This is a genomic window from Oceanospirillum sanctuarii (assembly GCF_002150805.1).
Classification (GTDB): Bacteria; Pseudomonadota; Gammaproteobacteria; order Pseudomonadales; family Halomonadaceae; genus Oceanospirillum; species Oceanospirillum sanctuarii.
Genome location: NZ_MTBA01000007.1, coordinates 188,803 through 208,024 on the forward strand (window position 1 = coordinate 188,803; position 19,222 = coordinate 208,024).

A 19,222-nucleotide genomic window follows, 5' to 3' on the forward strand; every position below is an offset into this window, starting at 1 on the left:
GCTTTAATCCAAATGTTTAGAGAACCTGCGGGAAGCGACTAACAAGCCGACAGCAGTAAAGCCAAGTAGCCAGAGTGCATCCGGTTGCAGATCAAGTACCCCGGCATCCCGAAGAATGATCCCCCGACTCATACGCATAAAATGAGTAGCAGGCAGCGCTTCTGCGATCCATTGGGCCGTCTCAGGCATAGCTTCGTAGGGAAACATAAAGCCGGATAGCAAAATGGAGGGCAGCAGAATAAAGACGGTCATCTGCATCGCCTGTAACTGAGTTTTAGCGATGGTGGAGATCACAAGTCCCAGTGTCAGGCTGGCGCAGATAAAGAGCATGGCGGCTCCGGCCAGATCGAACAGGTTGCCGCGAATCGGCAGGTCAAACAGCAATCGGCCTGCGGTCAGAATCAATCCGGTCTGAATAAAACCCACCAGCACATAAGGTGCGATCTTTCCCAGCATCAGTTCCAGTGGCTTTACCGGCGTGGTGATCAGAAATTCCATATTGCCCTGTTCCCGCTCCCGAACGATGGCGGCAGAGGTAAAAAGCACCATGGTCATGGTCAGAATCACGCCCAGAAGCCCGGGAATGATATTCACCACAGAACGCTGTTCCGGGTTGAAATAAAGAGCGACAGCAAAAGTATCCGCAGTCGCGGTTGCGGTAGTTGCTGGTATCTGAGGCAGATCTTCTATCTGGCTCAAAGGCATCTGACGCAGTCCCTTGATGCTGGCTGCAACCACGGTGTCCGAGCCATCCACCAGCCATTGGCCGATCGGTTGAGGTGACGGATTCTGTGCTCCGCTGGCCGGATGTTGCGTGAGACGGGATGAGAGATCTGGCGGCAGATAGAGCACCGCTTTGACCTTACCGGCGGTAATAGCCGCTTCTGCCTGTTGAAGATCCTGATACACCTGGGTGAAGCGCACTACCTGCGTCGCTTCGGTTGCCTGAATCAGGGCCCTGCTGGCTTGAGTATTGCTCTTATCCACGATACCTGCCGGCAGATTGCGGGCATCGGTATTGATCGCAAAGCCAAACAGCATCAGCTGAACCAGAGGGATCATCACGATCATGCCAAAGGTCATACGATCCCGTGACAGCTGGCGCAGTTCTTTCCAGAGAATGGCTGTAATTCTTGAAAAGGTTCCGGTCAATGGCTGAATCATCTGGTTATCCGACATGACGACCTCCTGTACAGCTGACAAAAACATCCTCAAGACTTGGGTGTACCCGATTCAGCTGGCGCTGACCAACCTGTTGGCTGAGCCAGTGTTCCGGATCGCTCAGCTCCTGTCTGACCAGAACCCGAAGACGGGTTCCTATCTGAGCCGCTGAGATCACCTCTTCCTTTTCGGTGAGGTGATTCTTCAGATTTCTCAGATCATTACCGGATACCTCGATCACCACGGCTCCCATGTTATCCATGAGCTGTTCCGGTGATCCGTCGGCACGTTTTATACCGTTTTCAAGAATCGCCAGACCGTGGCAGCGTTCCGCTTCATCCATATAGTGTGTCGATACCAGAATGGTGGTGCCGGCATTGGACAGGTCAAACAGGCGCTCCCAGAACTCCCTTCGGTTCTCCGGGTCAACCGCAGATGTCGGTTCATCCAGAAACAGCAGCTCCGGTTTATGCAGGGTGGCGGCCGCCAGTGCCAGTCGCTGTTTCTGACCGCCACTCATGGAACCTGCCATCTGCTTATGCTGACCCGTCAGATCGTAAACAGTCAGCAACTGATCGATGCGCTCTTTGGCTGCTTTGCGCTTCAGACCGAAGATCTGGCTGACAAAATGCAGGTTCTCTTTCACGGTGAGATTGTCGTACAGGGAGAATTTCTGCGTCATATAGCCGATCCGGCGGCGCAGGTGTTCTTCTGAACCCGGCAGGGTTTCTCCCAATACTGTGATCTCTCCGGCACTTGGCCGAAGCAGTCCTGTGAGCATGCGGATCGAGGTGGATTTGCCGCAGCCGTTGGGGCCGAGAAAACCGTAGATACTGCCTTTTGGAATACTCAGATTCAGATCTGAAACCGCAGGTTTATCACCAAAGACCTTACTCATGCCCCGGGTCAGAATGGCATAGTCCGATTCTGCCAGGGGGGCTGTGTCAGGTACTGGCTTACCTGTGGCTTTGTTATGGGTGACGGTGTTTTGCTCAGACATCATGGCAGCACAACTTCCAGCGCAAGTCCTGTTGGCAGTTGTTGCCCTCTATCCAGCAGGTCGATATCCACCAGCACCATCAGTCGTGAACGGTTGGCTTCGTTCAGCGCATAAAAGGGGGTGAAAGCCGGTTGCTTATGGATCAGGCGGATACGGCCCCGATACTGCTGATCCGGTTCTGCTCCGCTTTGTAGCTGAAGCTCTGTCCCCTGAGCGACTTTATCTAGCATATTCTGAGGTAAGTAAGCTCTTACATAAGGTTTGCTGTCATCCAGAACACTGGCCAGCAGAGTGCCCGCTCCGACTCTGTCGCCGGTTTGCCAGGGCTGCTGATCCACCGTACCTGCGATCTCACTTTTAACGGTCAGTTGTTCAAGCTGGTACTGCGCACTCTCAAGACGGGCTTTAGCGGCTGCTACAACTGAGGTTGCCTGTTCAATCTCTTCATGTCGGAAGCCGGATTTGAGTTCATTCAGCTTCGCCTGTGCGGCATCCAGCTGTGCTTTTTCAACACGGGCTTGGGTTTCTGCAACGTCCAGCTCGGCATCATTCACCATCTTGCCCCGATAAAGCTCGCGGGTACGTTTCAGGGTTTTCAGGGCCGACTGGTAACGTGCTTTAGCAGCGTTTAGCGTGGCAGATGCCTGTTGCAAGGTTTCCGGGCGGTTGCCGGTTTGCAGTAGGTTCAGTTGCGCTTCGGCCTGTTGCAGCTCAGCCTTGCGTTGCTGAATCAGGAACTCGGTCTGGGTGGTATCGAGTTGCAGCAGGACTTCACCTGCAGCAATAGTGTCACCCTCGGCTTTCAGAATGCGGGTGATCTTTTCACTGGCAGGAGCAGACAGTGCGGCGGAATGGCGTTCTACAACACCATAGATTCTTTCACCGTTTTCCTGGCAGGCGCTGAGCAGCGGCAGAAGCAGCAGACTGATAAGTAATGTGCAGGGTTTCATGACTTGCTTTCTTTTCATTACTCTTTCCTCCCGGTTGGCTTTAGCATGCCCTGAGTAAGCAGCTTGCTGGTGTGCTTGATGTGCTCTGAGATGGTCTCGGGAGAATGACTGATTCCCAACTGCTGACTGATAACCGGTGGCGCGATTAATGGAAAAATCATAAGACTGATAAAGCTGAACTGAGCCCGGGCAGGATCAACATCTTCTCTCAGCATATCGCTGGCTTCCAAAACATCGGTGATCCATTTTCGGGAATAGTGCACCAGCTCCTGGGTTGTCTTGAAGAAAACCGGATAGGCTTCGCTGTCCTGCTGGTGCAGAATCTGGAAAACCAGTCGCGGCAGTCCCGGTCTGCGGCTCATCACCTGATAATAGGTAGTCATCAGTTTTTGCATCAGCTCTTCACCGGAAAGCTGTGGTGTTTCCCCGTCAGGCAATTCAGAAAAACGAAACTGGTCGATAATCGGTGTGAAGGTCTCACGGATGATGGTCTCGAAGAGTCCGACTTTCGAGCCGAAGTAATAACGGATCATAGCGGCATCGACACCTGCTTCCCGGGCGATCATACGGGTTGAAACAGGTTTGTAGCCTTGCTCGGTAAAGAGTTCCAGCCCTGCATCCAGCAGCCGTTGTCGGGCTTCGGATGGTTGCGATGGTCGTCCCCTGCCTTGTTTTGGCTTTTTAGTGACCTTCTCTTTTGACAGGTTTTCCTTTGTCATGGGTTTTATCCTGAAGCTTGTATTCAACTGTTGATGAATATCCTAATGAGTCGAAGCTCGGTATGGCATCAACTTTATTCCTCAATGTTTCATCAAACGAGGAATTTGTTCGTTTTTGTTGTTGTGGTCTTTGAGTCGAGCTTTTGCTCTGTTTTTCGTGGGCTTTGCTCGTTAGTATGTGGCCGCTAAAACGCTGACACAGGGAAGGAGATATGCGGATGCTTGTTGTGGATTACACCTTACGTGAAAACGGCGATGAACTGGTCAATAAACATCGGGAACTGAAGAGTTTTCGTGATGCCTGTGAGGTGATCGATCAGTATCCCTGGATCGCCGAAATTGAAAAGACGGAAGAACTGGGTGAGGGCGGCGGTTTCTACTTCTTCAGAGATGAAGGGGATAAGCATGCAAGCTTTCAGCTGACCCCGATTGAAACAGACCGAGCTTTTTTAGACATGGAAGTGGTGCAGAAAAGTGGCTTTCTTGGACTGTTTGGCCGCAAGTCACTCCATAAGGATTTTGAAACTGTCACGATTCCGGAAGCTAAAGCTCTCATTAAAGACCTGTTTGATCACACTGTGGATAGTCTTTACGGAAAATACAGTAAAAAAGGCAAAAGTCGCTGATTTTACTGGCATAAAGTTGATTACCCATAGTCGTCAAAAGGATTTAATATGAACAGCTTATGATATTTCGGTGGGCTGTTAAGGTGTTGGCTGTGGATACTCAGTTATTACGTCTGATGTAAATGACAAGCCCACAACTCAATAAGATGCAGGCCGACAGATCAACAAGGAGAGGCTGTGGCGGTGAAACGATTTATTACAATGCTGCTGATGTTGTTTTCAGTTGTTGCTCAAGCGAGTACAGGTCAGGGAGAGACCGGAAAGGATGCGAACTATGTGGTGGCCTTTGCTCAGGATACGTTGAAAAACGACTTCCGGCGTGCCCAGCTGTTTGAAGTGAAGAATGAACTCGAACCGCATCGGGATATTCAGTTTTTGTACTCGGATGCCCAAGGCAAGACGTCACTGTTGATTCATCAGATTAAGCAGTTTATCCGTCAACGGGTAGATGTACTGATTGTCGGGACAAGCGATGCCCGAGTGGTTGTTCCGGTGATCGAAGAAGCTCATGAAAAAGGTATTAAAGTACTGATACTGGATCGGGGTGTTGAGACGAAGCGCTATACCAGTTTTCTTAATTCTGACAATGTGCTGATTGGTCGTATGGGTGGCGAATATATCGCCGAACGCCTGAATGGAGAAGGCCTTGTGCTGCTGATGGAAGGCCTGAAAACCGCGGATGTGACTCAGGATCGAACCCAGGGATTTATGGATGTAATGGCACAGTACCCCGGAATCAGAGTGATTCAACGCACGGGTAATTATCTGCGTAAAGATGCTCTGATTGAGATGGAGAAACTTTTGGCGGAAGGGGTTCAGGTCGATGCCATTTTCTCCGAAAGTGACAGTATGCTTAGTGGTATTCGTGCGGTGCTGGCGCGTCACAAAATCGATCCGGCTTCTATTGTATCTGTCGGCTGTGATTACACCAGTGAGGCTCGTGCTGCGATAATTCAGGGGAGCCAGACAGGCTCAGTGCTTTTTCCTCTTGGTGGAAAGGCCACGGTTAAGGCTGTACTGGATCTGAAAGCCGGAAAGCAGCTGCCTGCTCATATTAATATTCCCGTTAACACTCTGGTGACCCGGGGTAATGTTCATCACGTTAAACCGGTATTCTGATTTATGGCCTCTCAAGCCTCATTGTCCCGAAAAAATGGTTTAGCTACCCGCCTGGCGCTTTGGGTGGCTTTGCTGACCGTTCTGGTTATTTCTGCGCTGGGTGTGTATTTCGATAATTTTCTGCGCACCAGCTTTCTGGAGAATACCCGAACCCGGATGACCTATGGCTTTGAGCGGCTCAATTTTAATCTGGGGCAGATCGAATCCAGTCTGCGGGAAGGTGTGGCTTTCCTGCGGGTTGATGAAGTGGCTCTGGCTTCAGTTAGCCTGATTAACCTCTATGAAGACCGCAAGCGCTACAACAGTTTTCTGCTGGACGAAGAGAAAAAAGCCCTGGCGAAAGAGTTGCTCAATAAGGTCAAACTCTCCTTCAATGATGACATCACCCTCTATGGTCGCAATATGGATGTTATCGCCTACGTGGCTCGGGGAGACCGGGGCTATCACCTGAATATTGTCTCTTATAAAGAGGGTAAACCCCGTCTGCTGAGGCGTTATGAGGACGACAGTGTTTACTCAGAAGTACCGCTATCTCTGATGGATGGGGATGGTATTACCTATCAGCATATTAACTATTATGCGGATGAGGCGATTCAGGAGTCGACACAGTTAACCCTGCATCGCACTGATCGCGGGCTGGTTGTTAAGTCGCACCTGCGATTACTCAGTCTTGATAGTGGTAAGCCTGCAGCGCATATCGAGATGTCCCGGGTGCTGGACAGTGATTACTTTTTGGCGTTATCCGGCAATATGAATCTGGATATCTCGGTTTCTGATCTGCCAGCTGCGGGGGTTGAGAATGTAAAACCTCTGCGTGAAGGGAAAACGCAGTTCTCGATTCTGGAAGCGTCCGATCACTATTACAGCGCAATGTACCTGGATACTTTAGGCGGGCGAATATTCTTCAATGTCAGTATGGAGCGGGATCAGCTCACCAAAGCACTGGGGCAAAACCGGGTGCATCTGTTGATTCTTCTGTTGGTTGCTGTGTTGTTTGCACTCTTCTGGATTCGTTTTATTACCGTTCGGCGTTTGCGTAAACCTCTGGAAGCTCTGATGGCTCAGATCGGAAAAATTCAGCAGCGGGACTACTCACCGACGGAGGTGCTGGAGAGCCGGGATGAGCTGCAGGAAGTGTCCGAGAGTATCAACCAGCTGGCGCGAACAGTTCGGGAGCGGGAGCATTCGTTACAGAAGTCCCAGAAAGAGCTGGAATATCTCTCTGACCATGATGTTCTGACCGGATTGGCGAATCGTCGTTTCTGGTCGCGTTTTCTGGATCGGGCATTACAGAAAGCAGATCGTCTGCAGTGTTCTGCTGCGGTACTCTTTATCGATCTGGATCAGTTCAAACAGGTGAATGATATTCAGGGGCATGATGTCGGGGACAAGCTGCTGCAGTCTGTCGCATCGCGCTTACAGTCTGCGCTATCTCATAATGAAACGCTGGCCCGAATCGGTGGCGATGAGTTCAATCTGCTGATTGAAAATCTGTCAGATGCTCAGCAGGCAGAATCGGCGGCGCGTCGGATCATTGAGTTATTTGAGCATCCTTTCAGTGTGGCTGAACAGCAGATCAATATTTCGGCGAGTATCGGTATTACCCTGTTTCCTGATGACGGGAATGACAGTATCTCGCTGACAAAATATGCGGACCTTGCGATGTACAAAGCAAAGGAAAATGGCCGTAACAACTTCTGTTTCTTCTCAGAAGAGTTGTCCGCTCAGATGAAGGATAGAGCTGAGCTGACCTATGCGTTGCGTCGCGCACTGATTGATAAATCTGAGTTTGAGCTTTACTACCAGCCCAAGGTTTCTGCCTTTACCGGTAAGATAGTGGCTGTTGAGGCTCTGATTCGTTGGCATCATCCGGATATGGGATTAGTCTCACCGGCACGCTTTATACCTCTGGCGGAAGAGCTTGGTCTGATTATTCCTCTCGGGGAGTGGGTGCTGGAGCAGGGATGTCGTGATTACATGCGTCTTGTTGCCGCTGGGATTCAACTGGATCACATCAGTATTAATGTCTCCAGTATTCAGTTGGATAATGAGGACTTCCCGTTTGTGCTCGACCGGGTGCTGAAAGAGACGGGAATTGATGCTCATGCTCTGGAGCTTGAGATCACAGAGAGTTATATCGCTCATCAGCCGGACACCGCCCGGGAGCGTCTGCAGTATTTCCGTAATCGAGGGGTTCGTCTGGCAGTTGATGATTTTGGTACCGGTTACTCGGCGATGAATACGCTGCAGAACCTGCCGGTGACCCGCCTTAAGATCGATAAATCCTTTGTTGATGGTCTTCCCTATGACAGCAACAGCGTGGCGCTGGCCCGGGCGATAGTCAGTCTGGCAAAGAACTTTAATCTTGCTCTGACTGCTGAAGGTGTCGAAAACGCTGATCAGCTGGCCTTTCTCTCGGCAGAAGAGTGTGAAGAGATTCAGGGGTATTATTTCTCCAAACCACTGCCTTACAACGATCTGGTGAACTATTGTCTGGAAAACAGTTCTGAAAATGTGCTGTTGTTTAGTACAGACCTATAGAGAACGCCCTGAACTTCGGATGAACTTAGCGCCGGCTAGCCTATTTGTGTAAGAAATCTGCTATTTATTCTGTCATCTACTGACATAGGGGATGTAGGATAACCGGATAAAATCTGTTGTATTTCGTCAGATTGAGCGTATTTAGCTTTACTTCTCCTTTTGTTACATTCGCTAACAAAGTAATCTCTACAGCCTATACTTACAGCATGTTTTCAGGGAGGCAGTTGTTTGCCTCTTTTTTTCGTCCTAATGTTGCTGCTTGATTTAACTGCTTGGTTTTTAAAGTTTTTCTGTCAGCTGTCGACTGGTATCTATATTGCATTGAACACCTGTAAGTAATCCGGGAAAACTTCCCGGCTGAGGGATGACCGGCGTTAGCAGAGCAGGCATCTGTATCCGGACTGTGAACCACGTTTATCAAACGTTTTGGGGTTGGTTAGTGATCGTACGTAACTTTTTACTCATTTTTTTTCTGGTGCTGGCCGGCTGTGCCTCCGCACCGGATGAATTGAGTGATGATATCGTTGCAGTACCTGAGCTGGCTGATGATGTCTCATCCGTCACGAATGACGCTCCTTTCGCGAATAAAAATCCGGTTATTCATGTTCCTGATGATGAATCTTTTAATCTCTGGTGGCGTTATACCGGAAATAATGAACTGGAGCTTCTGATTGATCGTGCTTTGACCAACAGTCAGACCCTTCAGATTGCTGCCCAGCAGATCGTTCAGGCAAAAGCATTAGCGGTCCAGGCCGGTGCTGCCGGTTCTCCTTCGGTTACGGCTCAGGCTTCCTACAGTGAAGAAGCACCAACGGCTGGTATTGGCAGTGTCCCACGGGGTTCTACTGCTCAGTCACAGGGTGAGTATGAAGTTGGTCTGATTGGTCGTTATCAGCTCGATCTTTGGGGGCAGAATGCGTCTTTGGCTCAGTCCGGAGAGCTGAAACTAAAGCGTGCTATCTTCCAGTACGATGCCCAGCGCCTTGAACTCATTTCTCAGCTGGCAAAAAGTTATTTTGAATATCTCTCTCTGAATGATCGCATCCGCAATACCCGCGAAACGGAAGAGGCCCTGACCTCTATGTTGTTGGCGATGCAGGATCGATACGATCAGGGCGATGCCACTGTTGTTGAGATGCAGATTCAGCGCTCTGCTATTTTCAGTTCCCGGGTTCGTCTGCCCACCCTGCTTAAAGACCGTCAGCAGTTGGAGTTTGCTATTGCCCGTTTAGTCGGTGTTGCCCCAGGGCAGCTTAAACTGACCGATAAAGGGCTTAGCACTGTGGCTATGCCGGATGCTGTTCGGGGGCTTTCGACGGCCTATCTGTTACGGCGACCGGATATTCGGGCGATTGAGTCCGGGATGTTAGCGGCAGATGCGGATTTGGATGTAGCCCGGAAAGCTCTGCTTCCGGGTTTAACCTTGTCTGCAGGTATCAGTTCCGGTGTGCGTAATCCTGCCGATCTGTTTCAACCGAATACCCTGTTGTGGAATGCCCTGGGCACGTTGAGTGCCAGTGTGTTTGATGGTGGTGCCGGAGAGCAGAATGTGAAGTTTGCTCAGGCGGTACGCAATGAGTTGGTGGAGTCTTATGCCAACACGGTTTACAACGGCCTTTCTGCGGCACGTACTGCGATTACTGAACTGGAGTTCAGTGGTGAGCGTTTGTCTATGCAGCAGGAGTCTGCTGAAGCGGCTAAAGTGGCGCAGGATTTCGGTTTTGAGTCTTATTCCGTCGGTGGTATCGACTTCCTGACCTATCTGGATTCCATGCAGTCCTATCAGGAGCGCATGGATGTGCTGCATCAGTTTGAGCTTGAGTATTATCAGGCTTTTGTTGATTTCTACGCATCTCTCGGGGGCGGTATTCCTTATCGATCCATCAGTGAAACCAGTCCGGTTTTCAAAGCCGGAACCGACCGTTCCACTGACAGTGTAAAAGTTCTGCCTGCAGCTACGGTCTCAACACGCAGTTATGTGGTTGATGGCTGGATGGATGAACCGGAAAACTTCACCTCAAGCCCATGGATGGTGAAGTTGATGGGGGTTTACGACCACTTTGCCGTTGATGCTCTGGTTCGTGATCTGCCCCGCCGTTATGAGTCGCTGGAACCGGCTAAAGAGATTCTGATTGAAGTAGTTGATGTCAATCTGGTGGGGGCTGAAGCGGATACCCACTGGTACAGCGTGAACTTCACAGGTTTCCTGTCTGAACAGGAAGCGCAGCGCTGGTGTACTCAAATGAGAAATCAGCAGCAGCGTTGCGTGGTTTATCAGCCGGAAGAAAACTTTGATGTGATCGCTCGCTTCGATATTCCTGCCATGGAGAAGCGTGCTTATTACGCTGGTGAGTCCTATCTGGCTCGTCGTCACCGTGCAGAACAGCAGGCGAAAACGTCAGAAAATAAAACTGTTGATGGCATGAAATATGGCCAGCTTTATTCTCTGATCAAAATTGAAGGCCGTTATGCCTGGTTGATTGGCAACCGCAGTCACACGGTTCGTCGTTTCCCGGTTGGGGCTAGCCTTGCCTACAAGGGGAAGCTGAAAAGTGTGAACCGTAATCGGGCGATTATCAGCTTTGAGCATAGAGACTACCTGCTGAGACCTCTTTACCTGGTAGAAGCTGTTGAGGAAGGATCCGGAAAACAGCGGTTTGCCCGTATGCGTTGGGGCGGAAAAAGTGGAGAAGTCTATTACCATCGCTTAGGCGAGCGTCTGTATGGTGGTGGCGTTATTAAGGCCATAAATGACAAGGATGTGGTTGTCGAATGGAAAGGGCAGCGGGTCTCGCTGCCGGTCAGGAACTGATAAGGATATCGGTATGGCTAAACAGGCGCAGCGAACTGCTGAAAAAAATAATAAACAGACTGTGGCCGGTCTGACCTCCCGTCAGCAACAGATTCTTGAACTGATGCAGCAGGGTAAGGTTAATAAAGAGATTGCCCGTGATCTGGACATCAGTCTGGGCACTGTCAAGCAGCACCTTGTGGCCATTTTTAAAAAGCTGAATGTACAGAACCGTACTATGGCCGTAGCACGTCTGGCAGAGTTTAAAGATCAGTCAGGCTTTAGCGCTGCGTTTGCTAATGAAACTCTGATCGCCCGCCGCCCGGCCATTGTTCTGAGTCTGAAAACTAATGGTCGCCTGCCCAGAACTGCGCTAAAGCTGTTTCATACCCGGTTGGCGGAAGTGGCTTTTGATAGCCAGGCGCTCTTTATGAGTCGTGAACCCGGGGATGGAGACCTGATCTTTGGCTTGAAGCGTTCTTCCGCACAGGATATTCGCACGGCGATTCTGGTGGCAGATTACCTGTTTCAATCCATGAGTGAGTTTGTCCGTGAAAAGCTGGGCGATCCTAATAGTGACCAGATTCTGACCGGCGCACTTGTGGCTGGGCTTATCACAGTGAGCCAGAATCGTTTTGGCGGCTGGTCTGGTGAAACCGTTGGTAGCCATGTGCTGACCTGGGGGCATGAGCTTAGGGACAATGCTGATACTGGCTCTATCTATTTTGATGAACCGGTTAAGTCTGTCATGAAGGCATTTGATATTACGTTGCCCGATGGTATGCCCAATCAGTTGCCGTTAAATCAGGTGAAACAACTGAATACCTGGGATCAGGAGGAAAACTTCCCTCTTATCGGTCGTGAGAAGGAACTGGCCGAGATTCAGGCGCTGTTGGATGATGATTTTTCGATTCTCATCATTGAAGGTGAGAACGGTATGGGCAAGTCCCGTTTATGCCGTGAGTCGGCCAGACTGGCAGTTGAGCGGACTATGCCGTTGCACTATGTCCGTGTGGTCAGTGCCGGTTTTTTTGAGAGTGTTCGTGGCCTTTATGCTGAAAGCTGGATTGAGTTGATCGGTCTGTTGCCTGAGGAACCAAATGGGCTGGTTATTATTGATGATGCTCATCATCTGTCGGCGGATGAAAAAACTCAGTTGACGGCATATCTCACGGAGAAGCGTCATCAGGCGAAGTTTATTCTCTGTGGACGTCAGCCTCAGCAGTATGAGTTTGCAGACAACCTTTTCCCCTTCTGTCGCAAGGTGCATCTGCAGAGGATGGAAAGTGATCAGATTGAGCAGCTTGTGTCTACGGCCCCTGCAGCAGATAACACAGTCGGTTTTTCCGATATTGTGGAACGGTCAAGAGGTATTCCGCTCTTCGCCAAAGAGCTGATGCTTCAGGAGGGGAATGAGATCTCTCTGGCTTTGCTGATTACCGTCGCTTCAAGGATTGATAAGTTTAAAGTGGATTGGAAGCTACTCTATTGTGTGGCTGGACACGAGGGAGCTGTGTCTGTAGATCAGCTGGCGGCTCTGATGCGGGATGATAGCGCCTACATCGTTGCAGCCGTTGAACGGGCAGAAAGCCTTGGCGTTTTACATTATGAAGCCGGTCAGGCCTCATTTCGTCACCCTTTGGTTCAGGATGTCGTGCGATACCTTTTTCAACCCAATAATAACTCTGTCAATTCAGTAAGCGGATATCTATGAGTCAGCAGCAAAGTAAATCCTTTTCACCTTTTGGTGATCGTGACAGACGGATTCTTAGCAAGATCAAAGTTAAGGGTATCCGCTCGTTGCGCAAGGTATTGGGTACCCGGGATGTACGTCAGCTGATTCCTGTCATCGTGCTGGCATCTCTGATGAGCAACCTGCTGGCCTTGGCTCTGCCTTTGGGGATGCTACAGATCTTTGACCGGGTTCTGAAAAATGGCTCTGTTGATACTCTGATTGTACTTACTATGGGGATCGTTCTGATGATGATCCTCGAAGAGATCCTGAAAAGTGTCAACGAAACAGTCACCAACTGGTTAGGCGCAAGATTTAAGCATCGTGCGAGCATGCAGGTGCTTAATAAGTTTTTCCAGATTCCAATGCAGCTTTTCAGTAAAGAGGAAGCTGGTGCTTATGCTGAGAAAATGCAAACAGTCTCGAAGGTTGCTGACGTCTATTCCGGTAGCGCTTTACTGATTCTGCTGGACCTGCCATTTATCTTTATTTTCCTCGGTGTTATCTGGCTGATTGCCGGTGATCTGGTCTTTGTTCCTATCATTCTGATGGCTTTGTTTATTCTGGTGGTTCTGTTTTTTGGCCGCTGGATGTACCGCCAGATTCTGACCCGGGATCTGAATGATGAGCGTCGTATTAGTTTTCTGACTGAGGTGTTGTCAGGTGTGCTCTCTGTTAAGACCATGTCTGTAGAAAGCATCATGCAGCGTCGCTATGAGCGACTGAAAGAGAACAGTGCAACTCAGGGGGAGCGTCTTTTCTTCGGTAGTAGCTTTGCCAGTAACCTTGGGGCTGTTATGTCTCAGGCGATGATTGTACTGGTGATCTTTTTTGGAGCTCTTCTGGTTCTGGAAGGCGATATGACTGCCGGTGCCCTGGCAGCCTGTATGATGCTGTCGGTTCGAGCCCTGCAGCCTCTTCGTAAAGGTCTGAGCACCTGGATGCGCTATCAGGCATTTATTGCCGGTGATCGTCGTCTTTCTGCTGTGCTTTCTATGCCGGGCAGACATGAACTGGGACTGGTAGCTCTGCCTGAAATTCGTTATGGCTTGCGTCTGGACCAGATCTCGATGGGGGATAAAGGTGCAGAGAGCAATGGAGGCTCGCTGTTCAGTGACCTTTGTCTGAATATTCCAAAAGGTCGGTATATTGCCATTCGTGGTGACAGCGGTAGCGGTAAAAGTACACTGCTGGCGCTGATTAATGGAATTGACGAACCTGATTCCGGCGTTGTTCTGATTGATGGTGCGCCAATCGGCGAGTTTCTTTCAGAGAGTCTGCGCCAGAAGATTGCACTGTTGCCTCAGGAAGGCACAGTATTTGTCGGGTCTATTCTCGATAACCTGACGATGTTCGAGCCAAGCCGTGAAGCCCGTGCTCTGGAAATTTCAGAGCAGATTGGTCTTGATGTGATCGTAGCCGGTATGAAGCAGGGTTATCAGACCCCGCTTGGTGAGAATGCCAGCGAAATTCTGCCGATGGGGGTCCGTCAGCTGATCGCAATTGTGCGGGCGCTGGCATTTGATCCGGAAGTGATTCTCTTTGACGAAGCTAACAGCGCACTGGACTTTGAAGGTGATAAGCGCCTGCGTCAGTATCTGGAATCCCGTAAAGGTGAGTTAACCATGGTGATGGTGGCAAATCGCCCATCAATGGTGAAACTGGCAGATATGGTGTACAAAATTCAGGATGGCAAGCTGGTTGAAGATGATGGTGAGTTTGTCTTCGCTCGTTCTGATGCCAACGATCATGGTTCTGAAAAACCTGGCTTGGATGAGTCCCTTGAGAACGTCATTGGCACCCGTGTGTTTAATGACTCTGACCTTTCCCGTTGCCTGTTGCCCTTACTGCGCCATCTGGGCTGGAGCGGTAATTCTCGGGAGTTTGCACAGTCTCTGCCACATTTAGCGGATCATGTTGATCTTTCCTATTTCTTCGGGGCAATGGCTAATCTGGGATTTCGGGCTCGCCACTATGGCGATAGCTTCAAACATTTCGATCAGCGCCTGTTGCCCTGTATCTTTATGCCGGCATCCTCTCCGGCAGTCGCTGTGTTAGAGGTTTTGTCTGATGGTGATTTCCGCGTCTTTAACAGTCAGACGAACCGTGAAGAGATCTGGCAAAAGCTGCCTAAAGGCAAAGGCGATATTTATATCTTCCAGCCCTTGGAGTCTGATACGGATCGCAATAAACGTCCCTGGGTTCGTGAGCTGTTCTGGAAGTTCCGGAAACATCTTTCTCTGGTCTTTATCGTAACTCTGATCAGTACGGTACTGGCGGTAGCGCCTTCGCTGTTTGTGAGAACGGTATTCGATACCGTTATCCCAACTGGCGATGCTGAAATGGGCGTGTTCCTTCTGTTGGGGGTAATGTTGGCGATTGGTTTGGGCTGGTTCCTAAATACGCTCAGAGGACGTTTACTGGCTTATATTGGTGGCAGGATCGAATATGTGCTGGGTAGTGCTATTTTTGAACGGGTTTTACGCCTGCCGTCGTCCTCTTTAAATGGCGTATCCGTCAGTCGTCAGATCAGTCGTATCAAGAGTCTGGAGCGCTTGCGGGATCTTTTCCTTGGGCCTTTGGTTCTTTTGGCTTTTGATCTGCCGGCAAGCGTTATTCTGCTGATCGTTATCTTCCTGATTAACCCTTGGGCCGGTGGTATTCTTCTTGTCTCAATTTCAGCCTTCCTGTGTCTGTTGATGATCACCCGACCACTGGCAGACCGCTCCGCTGAACAATCCTCTGAGGCGTCCGGCAAAAAGACGGAGCTGATCGATGAGTCCCTCGGTAAAATGCGGGGCTTGAGAGCTCTGGGGGCTCAGTCAATGTGGATGGGGCGATTCCGCAACCTGAGTGGCACTTCGGCTTATGCAGGCTTTAAAGAGCAGCAGGCGCAGCTCAAAATCACTGCCTTTTCTCACCTGATCGGTAGCTTTACAGGGCTATCGGTATTGTCAGTATCTGCGTATATGGTTATTCAAGAATCAATTTCTCCGGGCACTGTTATGGCGACCATGATTCTGACCTGGCGCTTGATAGGTCCTATGCAGAGCTTATTTACAGCCTTAACTAGTTGGTCACGTATTTCGACCAATATTTTCCAGGTCAACCAGCTAATGAAGCTTGCTCAGGAGTCTGATGGTCACAATCTGGAAGCGAATCGTTTTGTAAATCAGGGGGCGTTGGACTTCAGTCGGGTTTCGTTCCGTTATGCAGCCCACCTTGATCCGGTTCTTCTGGGGGTTACTTTTAAAGTCCCACCGGGCAAAATTCTGGGTATTACCGGGCCTGATGGTGCCGGTAAATCGACACTGCTTACCCTGATTAGTCGTCTGCATTACCCGCAGGCGGGTTCTATCCGTATTGACTCGATTGATACCCGTCAGATAGCCGCTGACTATCTGCGTTCCATCATCAGTTATATGCCTCAGAAGTGCGATATCTTCTATGGAACTGTGGCTCAGAACCTCCGTTTAGTGCATGCCTCTGCCACAGAAGAGGAACTGAATTGGGCGATTGATATGGCGGGTTTACGAAAAGATATCGAGCGAATGGAGCACGGTATCAATACCCGGATCTCCAGTAGCGATTCTGATCAGCTTTCTAACGGTTTTAAGCAGCGGTTATCTCTGGCGAGGACAATTTTGAAGCCAGCCTCAATTGTGCTGTTGGATGAGCCTGGCAACGGCATGGATGATGCGGGTGATGAAGCTCTGATGCGTTGCATTAACTGGCTTCGTGGACGGGTGAGTCTGATTTTGGTGACCCCTAGACCAAGTCATCTGAGAATGGCCGATCATATTCTGTATATGGAAAACGGTTCGATCACTGCCCGGGGCAGTTATGCTGAAGTAGAAGGTAAAATTATGGCGGGGCTTAGTTAATGTCTGTTCAATTTCCACATAAAGGCGCCACCGAAGAGTTGGGAAATCCGGTCGACTTACCGCGTTCTGAGGTAACACTGGGATCTCGTCAGCGCCGTCTGCTATCCGAAACCATTCAGGTTGAGGATGAACTGATCCCGACTTATGCAAAGCCAGTGTTGTATCTGGTGATTGTCATGATGTTTTCGTTTGTCGTTTGGGCTGCTGTAACTCAATTGGCAGAGGTAACCTCTGCGCCCGGTGAAGTGATTCCATCTGGGCAGATCAAAGTAGTACAGCATTTAAGTGGCGGCACGGTTTCAGAGGTTATGGTGGAAGAGCGTATGGCCGTTAAAGAGGGCGATATTCTCATCAAGCTGGACGATAGCCGAACGCTCTCTGATTTGCGCCAGATTGAAGGGCGACTGGCTTCATTGCGTCTGCGTGCGGAACGTCAGGAAGCTTTTGTTATGGGGCGTGAACCTGACTTTTCTTCTTTCGAAGGCCGTTATCCATCGATGGTTATGGTTCAGCGTCAACAATTACAGAATCAGATCTCTGTGCGTGAATCGACGCTGGATGTACTTCGTCAGCAGACCCGTCAACGAGAATCGCGACTGGATCAGTTGGAGAAGTCGCTGGATTCGGCTCAGCAACATAGACAGCTGACAGAAGAGATGCTGGAGATGCGTCAGGGCATGGCGAAAAAACGCCTGATTACCCGAATCACTCTGTTGGAAACTGAGCGGGCCGCTGTTTCTGCCCGAGGTGAAGAAGAGCGCATCATCAAAGAGATGAACCTGATTCGTCAGGAGCTGGCTGAAGCTAAAAGTCGTTATTATGAGACTCAGAATCAGATCCTGCAGGACCCCCTGGATCAGATTGATCAGCTTAAAGCCCAGATTGCGGAAACAGAAGAAGAACTCAGCAAAGTTAAGAGTCGTCTGGAAGAGCTATGGGTTCGTGCACCTGCTAGTGGACTGGTCTTTAACCTTGAGGTCAATAATACCGGCCAGGTGATACAGCCTGGTTCAGTTCTGATGCAAATCGTGCCAGACCATGTTCAGCTTCAGGCTGAGGTTCGTATTTCTCCGGATGATATTGGCTACGTGCACCCGGGACAGGAAGTGAACCTCAAGGTCAGCAGTTATGACTTCTCCCGATTTGGTTATGCGACCGGCAAGCTTGAGCGTGTGTCGGCATTCAGTGCACTTGATGAGCTGAATCAGCCTTACTTTAAAGGTTGGGTGTTGCTGGATAAAAATTATCTGGGCAATGATCAGGGGCGCTTTCCTTTGATGCCGGGTATGGTGGTCTCTGCTGAGATTCTGACCGGTGAGAAAACCTTGTTGGCTTATCTTGCCGACCCTATAACCAAAGGTCTGTCGAGCAGTTTCGACGAGCGATAATCCCTTCTTAATTAGGGGCTGTCTCAGTTTTGGCGGCCCCTGATCCTTTCTAAGATGTATTTTTCAGTTATATAACTTCTGGCCAGCTGTTAACGTGACAGCATTGGTTTAATCTAGTATCCATCAAAGAATTATTTTAGTTACCTAATTATTTTTTCAAGGAGTTTGACCATGGCTGATCAAACTGGCAGTGCAGGCAGCAATCCATCACAAAACGGAGTCGATAATGCGAACTCTGATGATGCGCTGCTGTTTGATGAAGCAACGGTACTAAGCCGTAGCGATGCTGTGGATGAAGAAAAAGAAGAGTTTGATAATTCCGAAGTGAATGTCGGCTCTGAAGACTCCGGTAATGAAAATATTCAGGCTTCCATTGACGATGCTTCCGAGTTCCGCCATGCGGAATACGCTGCGGGTGCAGCTCTTCAGGAAAATGTAGCCGCTGCGGCTGCCGTTGTTTCTGAAGAAGATGAAGCAACTCGTGCTGATCCTTCGGATCGCAGTGAAGGTGCCCAGCGCCCTGTTTTTCAGGATGACACTCCTGTTCAACGAAGTGCCGCTCAGCCTCAAAATACAGAGACTACCCCTTCAGGTGGTGAGTCTGAACAACCTACCCAGGATTTTGTCACTCCGGTAAATGCATTAGATCCTCAAGATGCGTCTAGCGAGCAAGGCAGTGATGATCAGCCTCAGCCAGAAGAAACTCCTGATCCAACTCCAGAGCCAGAAGTAGACGATACTGACGCAGACGCAGACGCAGACGCAGACGCAGACGCAGACGCAGACGCAGACGCAGACGCAGACGCAGACTCCGATAGTGATTCTGACTCAGACTCGGATAGTGACTCTGACTCGGATAGTGACTCTGACTCGGATAGTGACTCTGATTCGGACAGCGATTCAGACTCCGATAGTGATTCGGACAGTGATTCCGATAGCGACTCAGACTCCGATAGTGATTCGGACAGTGACTCGGACAGCGACAGCGATTCGGATTCCGACAGCGACTCCGACTCAGACTCCGATAGTGATTCGGACTCCGACAGTGATTCTGATTCTGACAGCGACTCCGACTCAGACTCCGATAGTGATTCGGACTCCGACAGTGATTCAGACTCCGATAGTGATTCAGACTCGGACAGCGACTCGGATTCCGATAGTGATTCAGACTCGGATAGTGACTCTGACTCGGACAGTGATTCCGACTCCGACAGCGATTCTGACTCGGATAGTGACTCAGACTCCGACAGTGACTCTGACTCCGACAGTGATTCTGACTCCGACAGCGACTCAGATTCGGACAGTGATTCT

At 50.0% G+C, this 19,222-nt stretch carries 12 protein-coding genes; 8 read left to right on the plus strand and 4 right to left on the minus strand.

The window, feature by feature from the left end:
• Positions 1–3: 3 nt before the first annotated feature.
• The 4 genes from BV405_RS13925 to BV405_RS13940 are packed head-to-tail and all read right to left on the minus strand — an operon-like array spanning position 4 to position 3,830.
• Entirely contained in the window at positions 4–1,179 is a 1,176-nt protein-coding gene (locus tag BV405_RS13925; protein WP_245832338.1) for an ABC transporter permease, read from the minus strand.
• The gene (locus BV405_RS13930) at positions 1,169–2,164 is read right to left on the minus strand and encodes an ABC transporter ATP-binding protein (RefSeq protein WP_245832339.1); all 996 of its coding nucleotides are present in this window, start codon (positions 2,162–2,164) and stop codon (positions 1,169–1,171) included. The genes BV405_RS13925 and BV405_RS13930 overlap by 11 nt, the downstream gene beginning before the upstream one ends.
• A complete protein-coding gene (locus BV405_RS13935; protein ID WP_086481488.1) occupies positions 2,161–3,129 on the minus strand; it encodes an HlyD family secretion protein in 969 nt (322 codons plus the stop codon). The genes BV405_RS13930 and BV405_RS13935 overlap by 4 nt, the downstream gene beginning before the upstream one ends.
• Positions 3,129–3,830, minus strand: a complete 702-nt coding sequence (locus BV405_RS13940) for a TetR/AcrR family transcriptional regulator (protein WP_086481489.1) — start codon at positions 3,828–3,830, stop codon at positions 3,129–3,131. Before BV405_RS13940 ends, BV405_RS13935 begins: the two co-directional genes overlap by 1 nt.
• 218 nt (positions 3,831–4,048) lie before the next feature.
• Here BV405_RS13940 and BV405_RS13945 point away from each other — a divergent pair, with 218 nt between their 5' ends.
• From BV405_RS13945 to BV405_RS17810, 8 genes are all read left to right on the plus strand, one after another.
• On the plus strand, positions 4,049–4,456 hold the full coding sequence (locus tag BV405_RS13945; protein WP_217895662.1) for a hypothetical protein: 408 nt from the start codon (positions 4,049–4,051) through the stop codon (positions 4,454–4,456).
• A 183-nt stretch (positions 4,457–4,639) separates the two neighbouring features.
• Entirely contained in the window at positions 4,640–5,575 is a 936-nt protein-coding gene (locus tag BV405_RS13950) for a substrate-binding domain-containing protein (RefSeq protein WP_217895663.1), read from the plus strand.
• 3 nt (positions 5,576–5,578) lie between these two features.
• A complete protein-coding gene (locus BV405_RS13955) occupies positions 5,579–8,116 on the plus strand; it encodes a putative bifunctional diguanylate cyclase/phosphodiesterase (protein ID WP_086481492.1) in 2,538 nt (845 codons plus the stop codon).
• Positions 8,117–8,555: 439 nt separating this feature from the next.
• The gene (locus BV405_RS13960; RefSeq protein WP_176330168.1) at positions 8,556–10,928 is read left to right on the plus strand and encodes a TolC family protein; all 2,373 of its coding nucleotides are present in this window, start codon (positions 8,556–8,558) and stop codon (positions 10,926–10,928) included.
• 13 nt (positions 10,929–10,941) lie between these two features.
• Complete coding sequence (locus BV405_RS13965; RefSeq protein ID WP_217895664.1) at positions 10,942–12,621, plus strand: LuxR C-terminal-related transcriptional regulator; 1,680 nt, start codon at positions 10,942–10,944, stop codon at positions 12,619–12,621.
• Positions 12,618–16,523 (plus strand): peptidase domain-containing ABC transporter, encoded by a 3,906-nt coding sequence (locus BV405_RS13970; RefSeq protein WP_086481495.1) that lies wholly within the window; start codon positions 12,618–12,620, stop codon positions 16,521–16,523. Before BV405_RS13965 ends, BV405_RS13970 begins: the two co-directional genes overlap by 4 nt.
• Positions 16,523–17,911, plus strand: coding sequence for an HlyD family type I secretion periplasmic adaptor subunit (locus tag BV405_RS13975; RefSeq protein ID WP_086481496.1), 1,389 nt, complete (start codon positions 16,523–16,525; stop codon positions 17,909–17,911). Before BV405_RS13970 ends, BV405_RS13975 begins: the two co-directional genes overlap by 1 nt.
• A gap of 171 nt (positions 17,912–18,082) precedes the next feature.
• On the plus strand, positions 18,083–19,222 hold a 1,140-nt coding region (locus tag BV405_RS17810), incomplete at its 3' end, for a hypothetical protein (protein WP_217895665.1).

Coding starts and splice junctions, on each gene's coding strand:
- BV405_RS13925 (WP_245832338.1), bottom strand. CDS start 1,179: ATGTCGGATAACCAGATGATTCAGCCATTGACCGGAACCTTTTCAAGA.
- BV405_RS13930 (WP_245832339.1), bottom strand. CDS start 2,164: ATGATGTCTGAGCAAAACACCGTCACCCATAACAAAGCCACAGGTAAG.
- BV405_RS13935 (WP_086481488.1), bottom strand. CDS start 3,129: ATGAAAAGAAAGCAAGTCATGAAACCCTGCACATTACTTATCAGTCTG.
- BV405_RS13940 (WP_086481489.1), bottom strand. CDS start 3,830: ATGACAAAGGAAAACCTGTCAAAAGAGAAGGTCACTAAAAAGCCAAAA.
- BV405_RS13945 (WP_217895662.1), top strand. CDS start 4,049: ATGCTTGTTGTGGATTACACCTTACGTGAAAACGGCGATGAACTGGTC.
- BV405_RS13955 (WP_086481492.1), top strand. CDS start 5,579: ATGGCCTCTCAAGCCTCATTGTCCCGAAAAAATGGTTTAGCTACCCGC.
- BV405_RS13965 (WP_217895664.1), top strand. CDS start 10,942: ATGGCTAAACAGGCGCAGCGAACTGCTGAAAAAAATAATAAACAGACT.
- BV405_RS13970 (WP_086481495.1), top strand. CDS start 12,618: ATGAGTCAGCAGCAAAGTAAATCCTTTTCACCTTTTGGTGATCGTGAC.
- BV405_RS13975 (WP_086481496.1), top strand. CDS start 16,523: ATGTCTGTTCAATTTCCACATAAAGGCGCCACCGAAGAGTTGGGAAAT.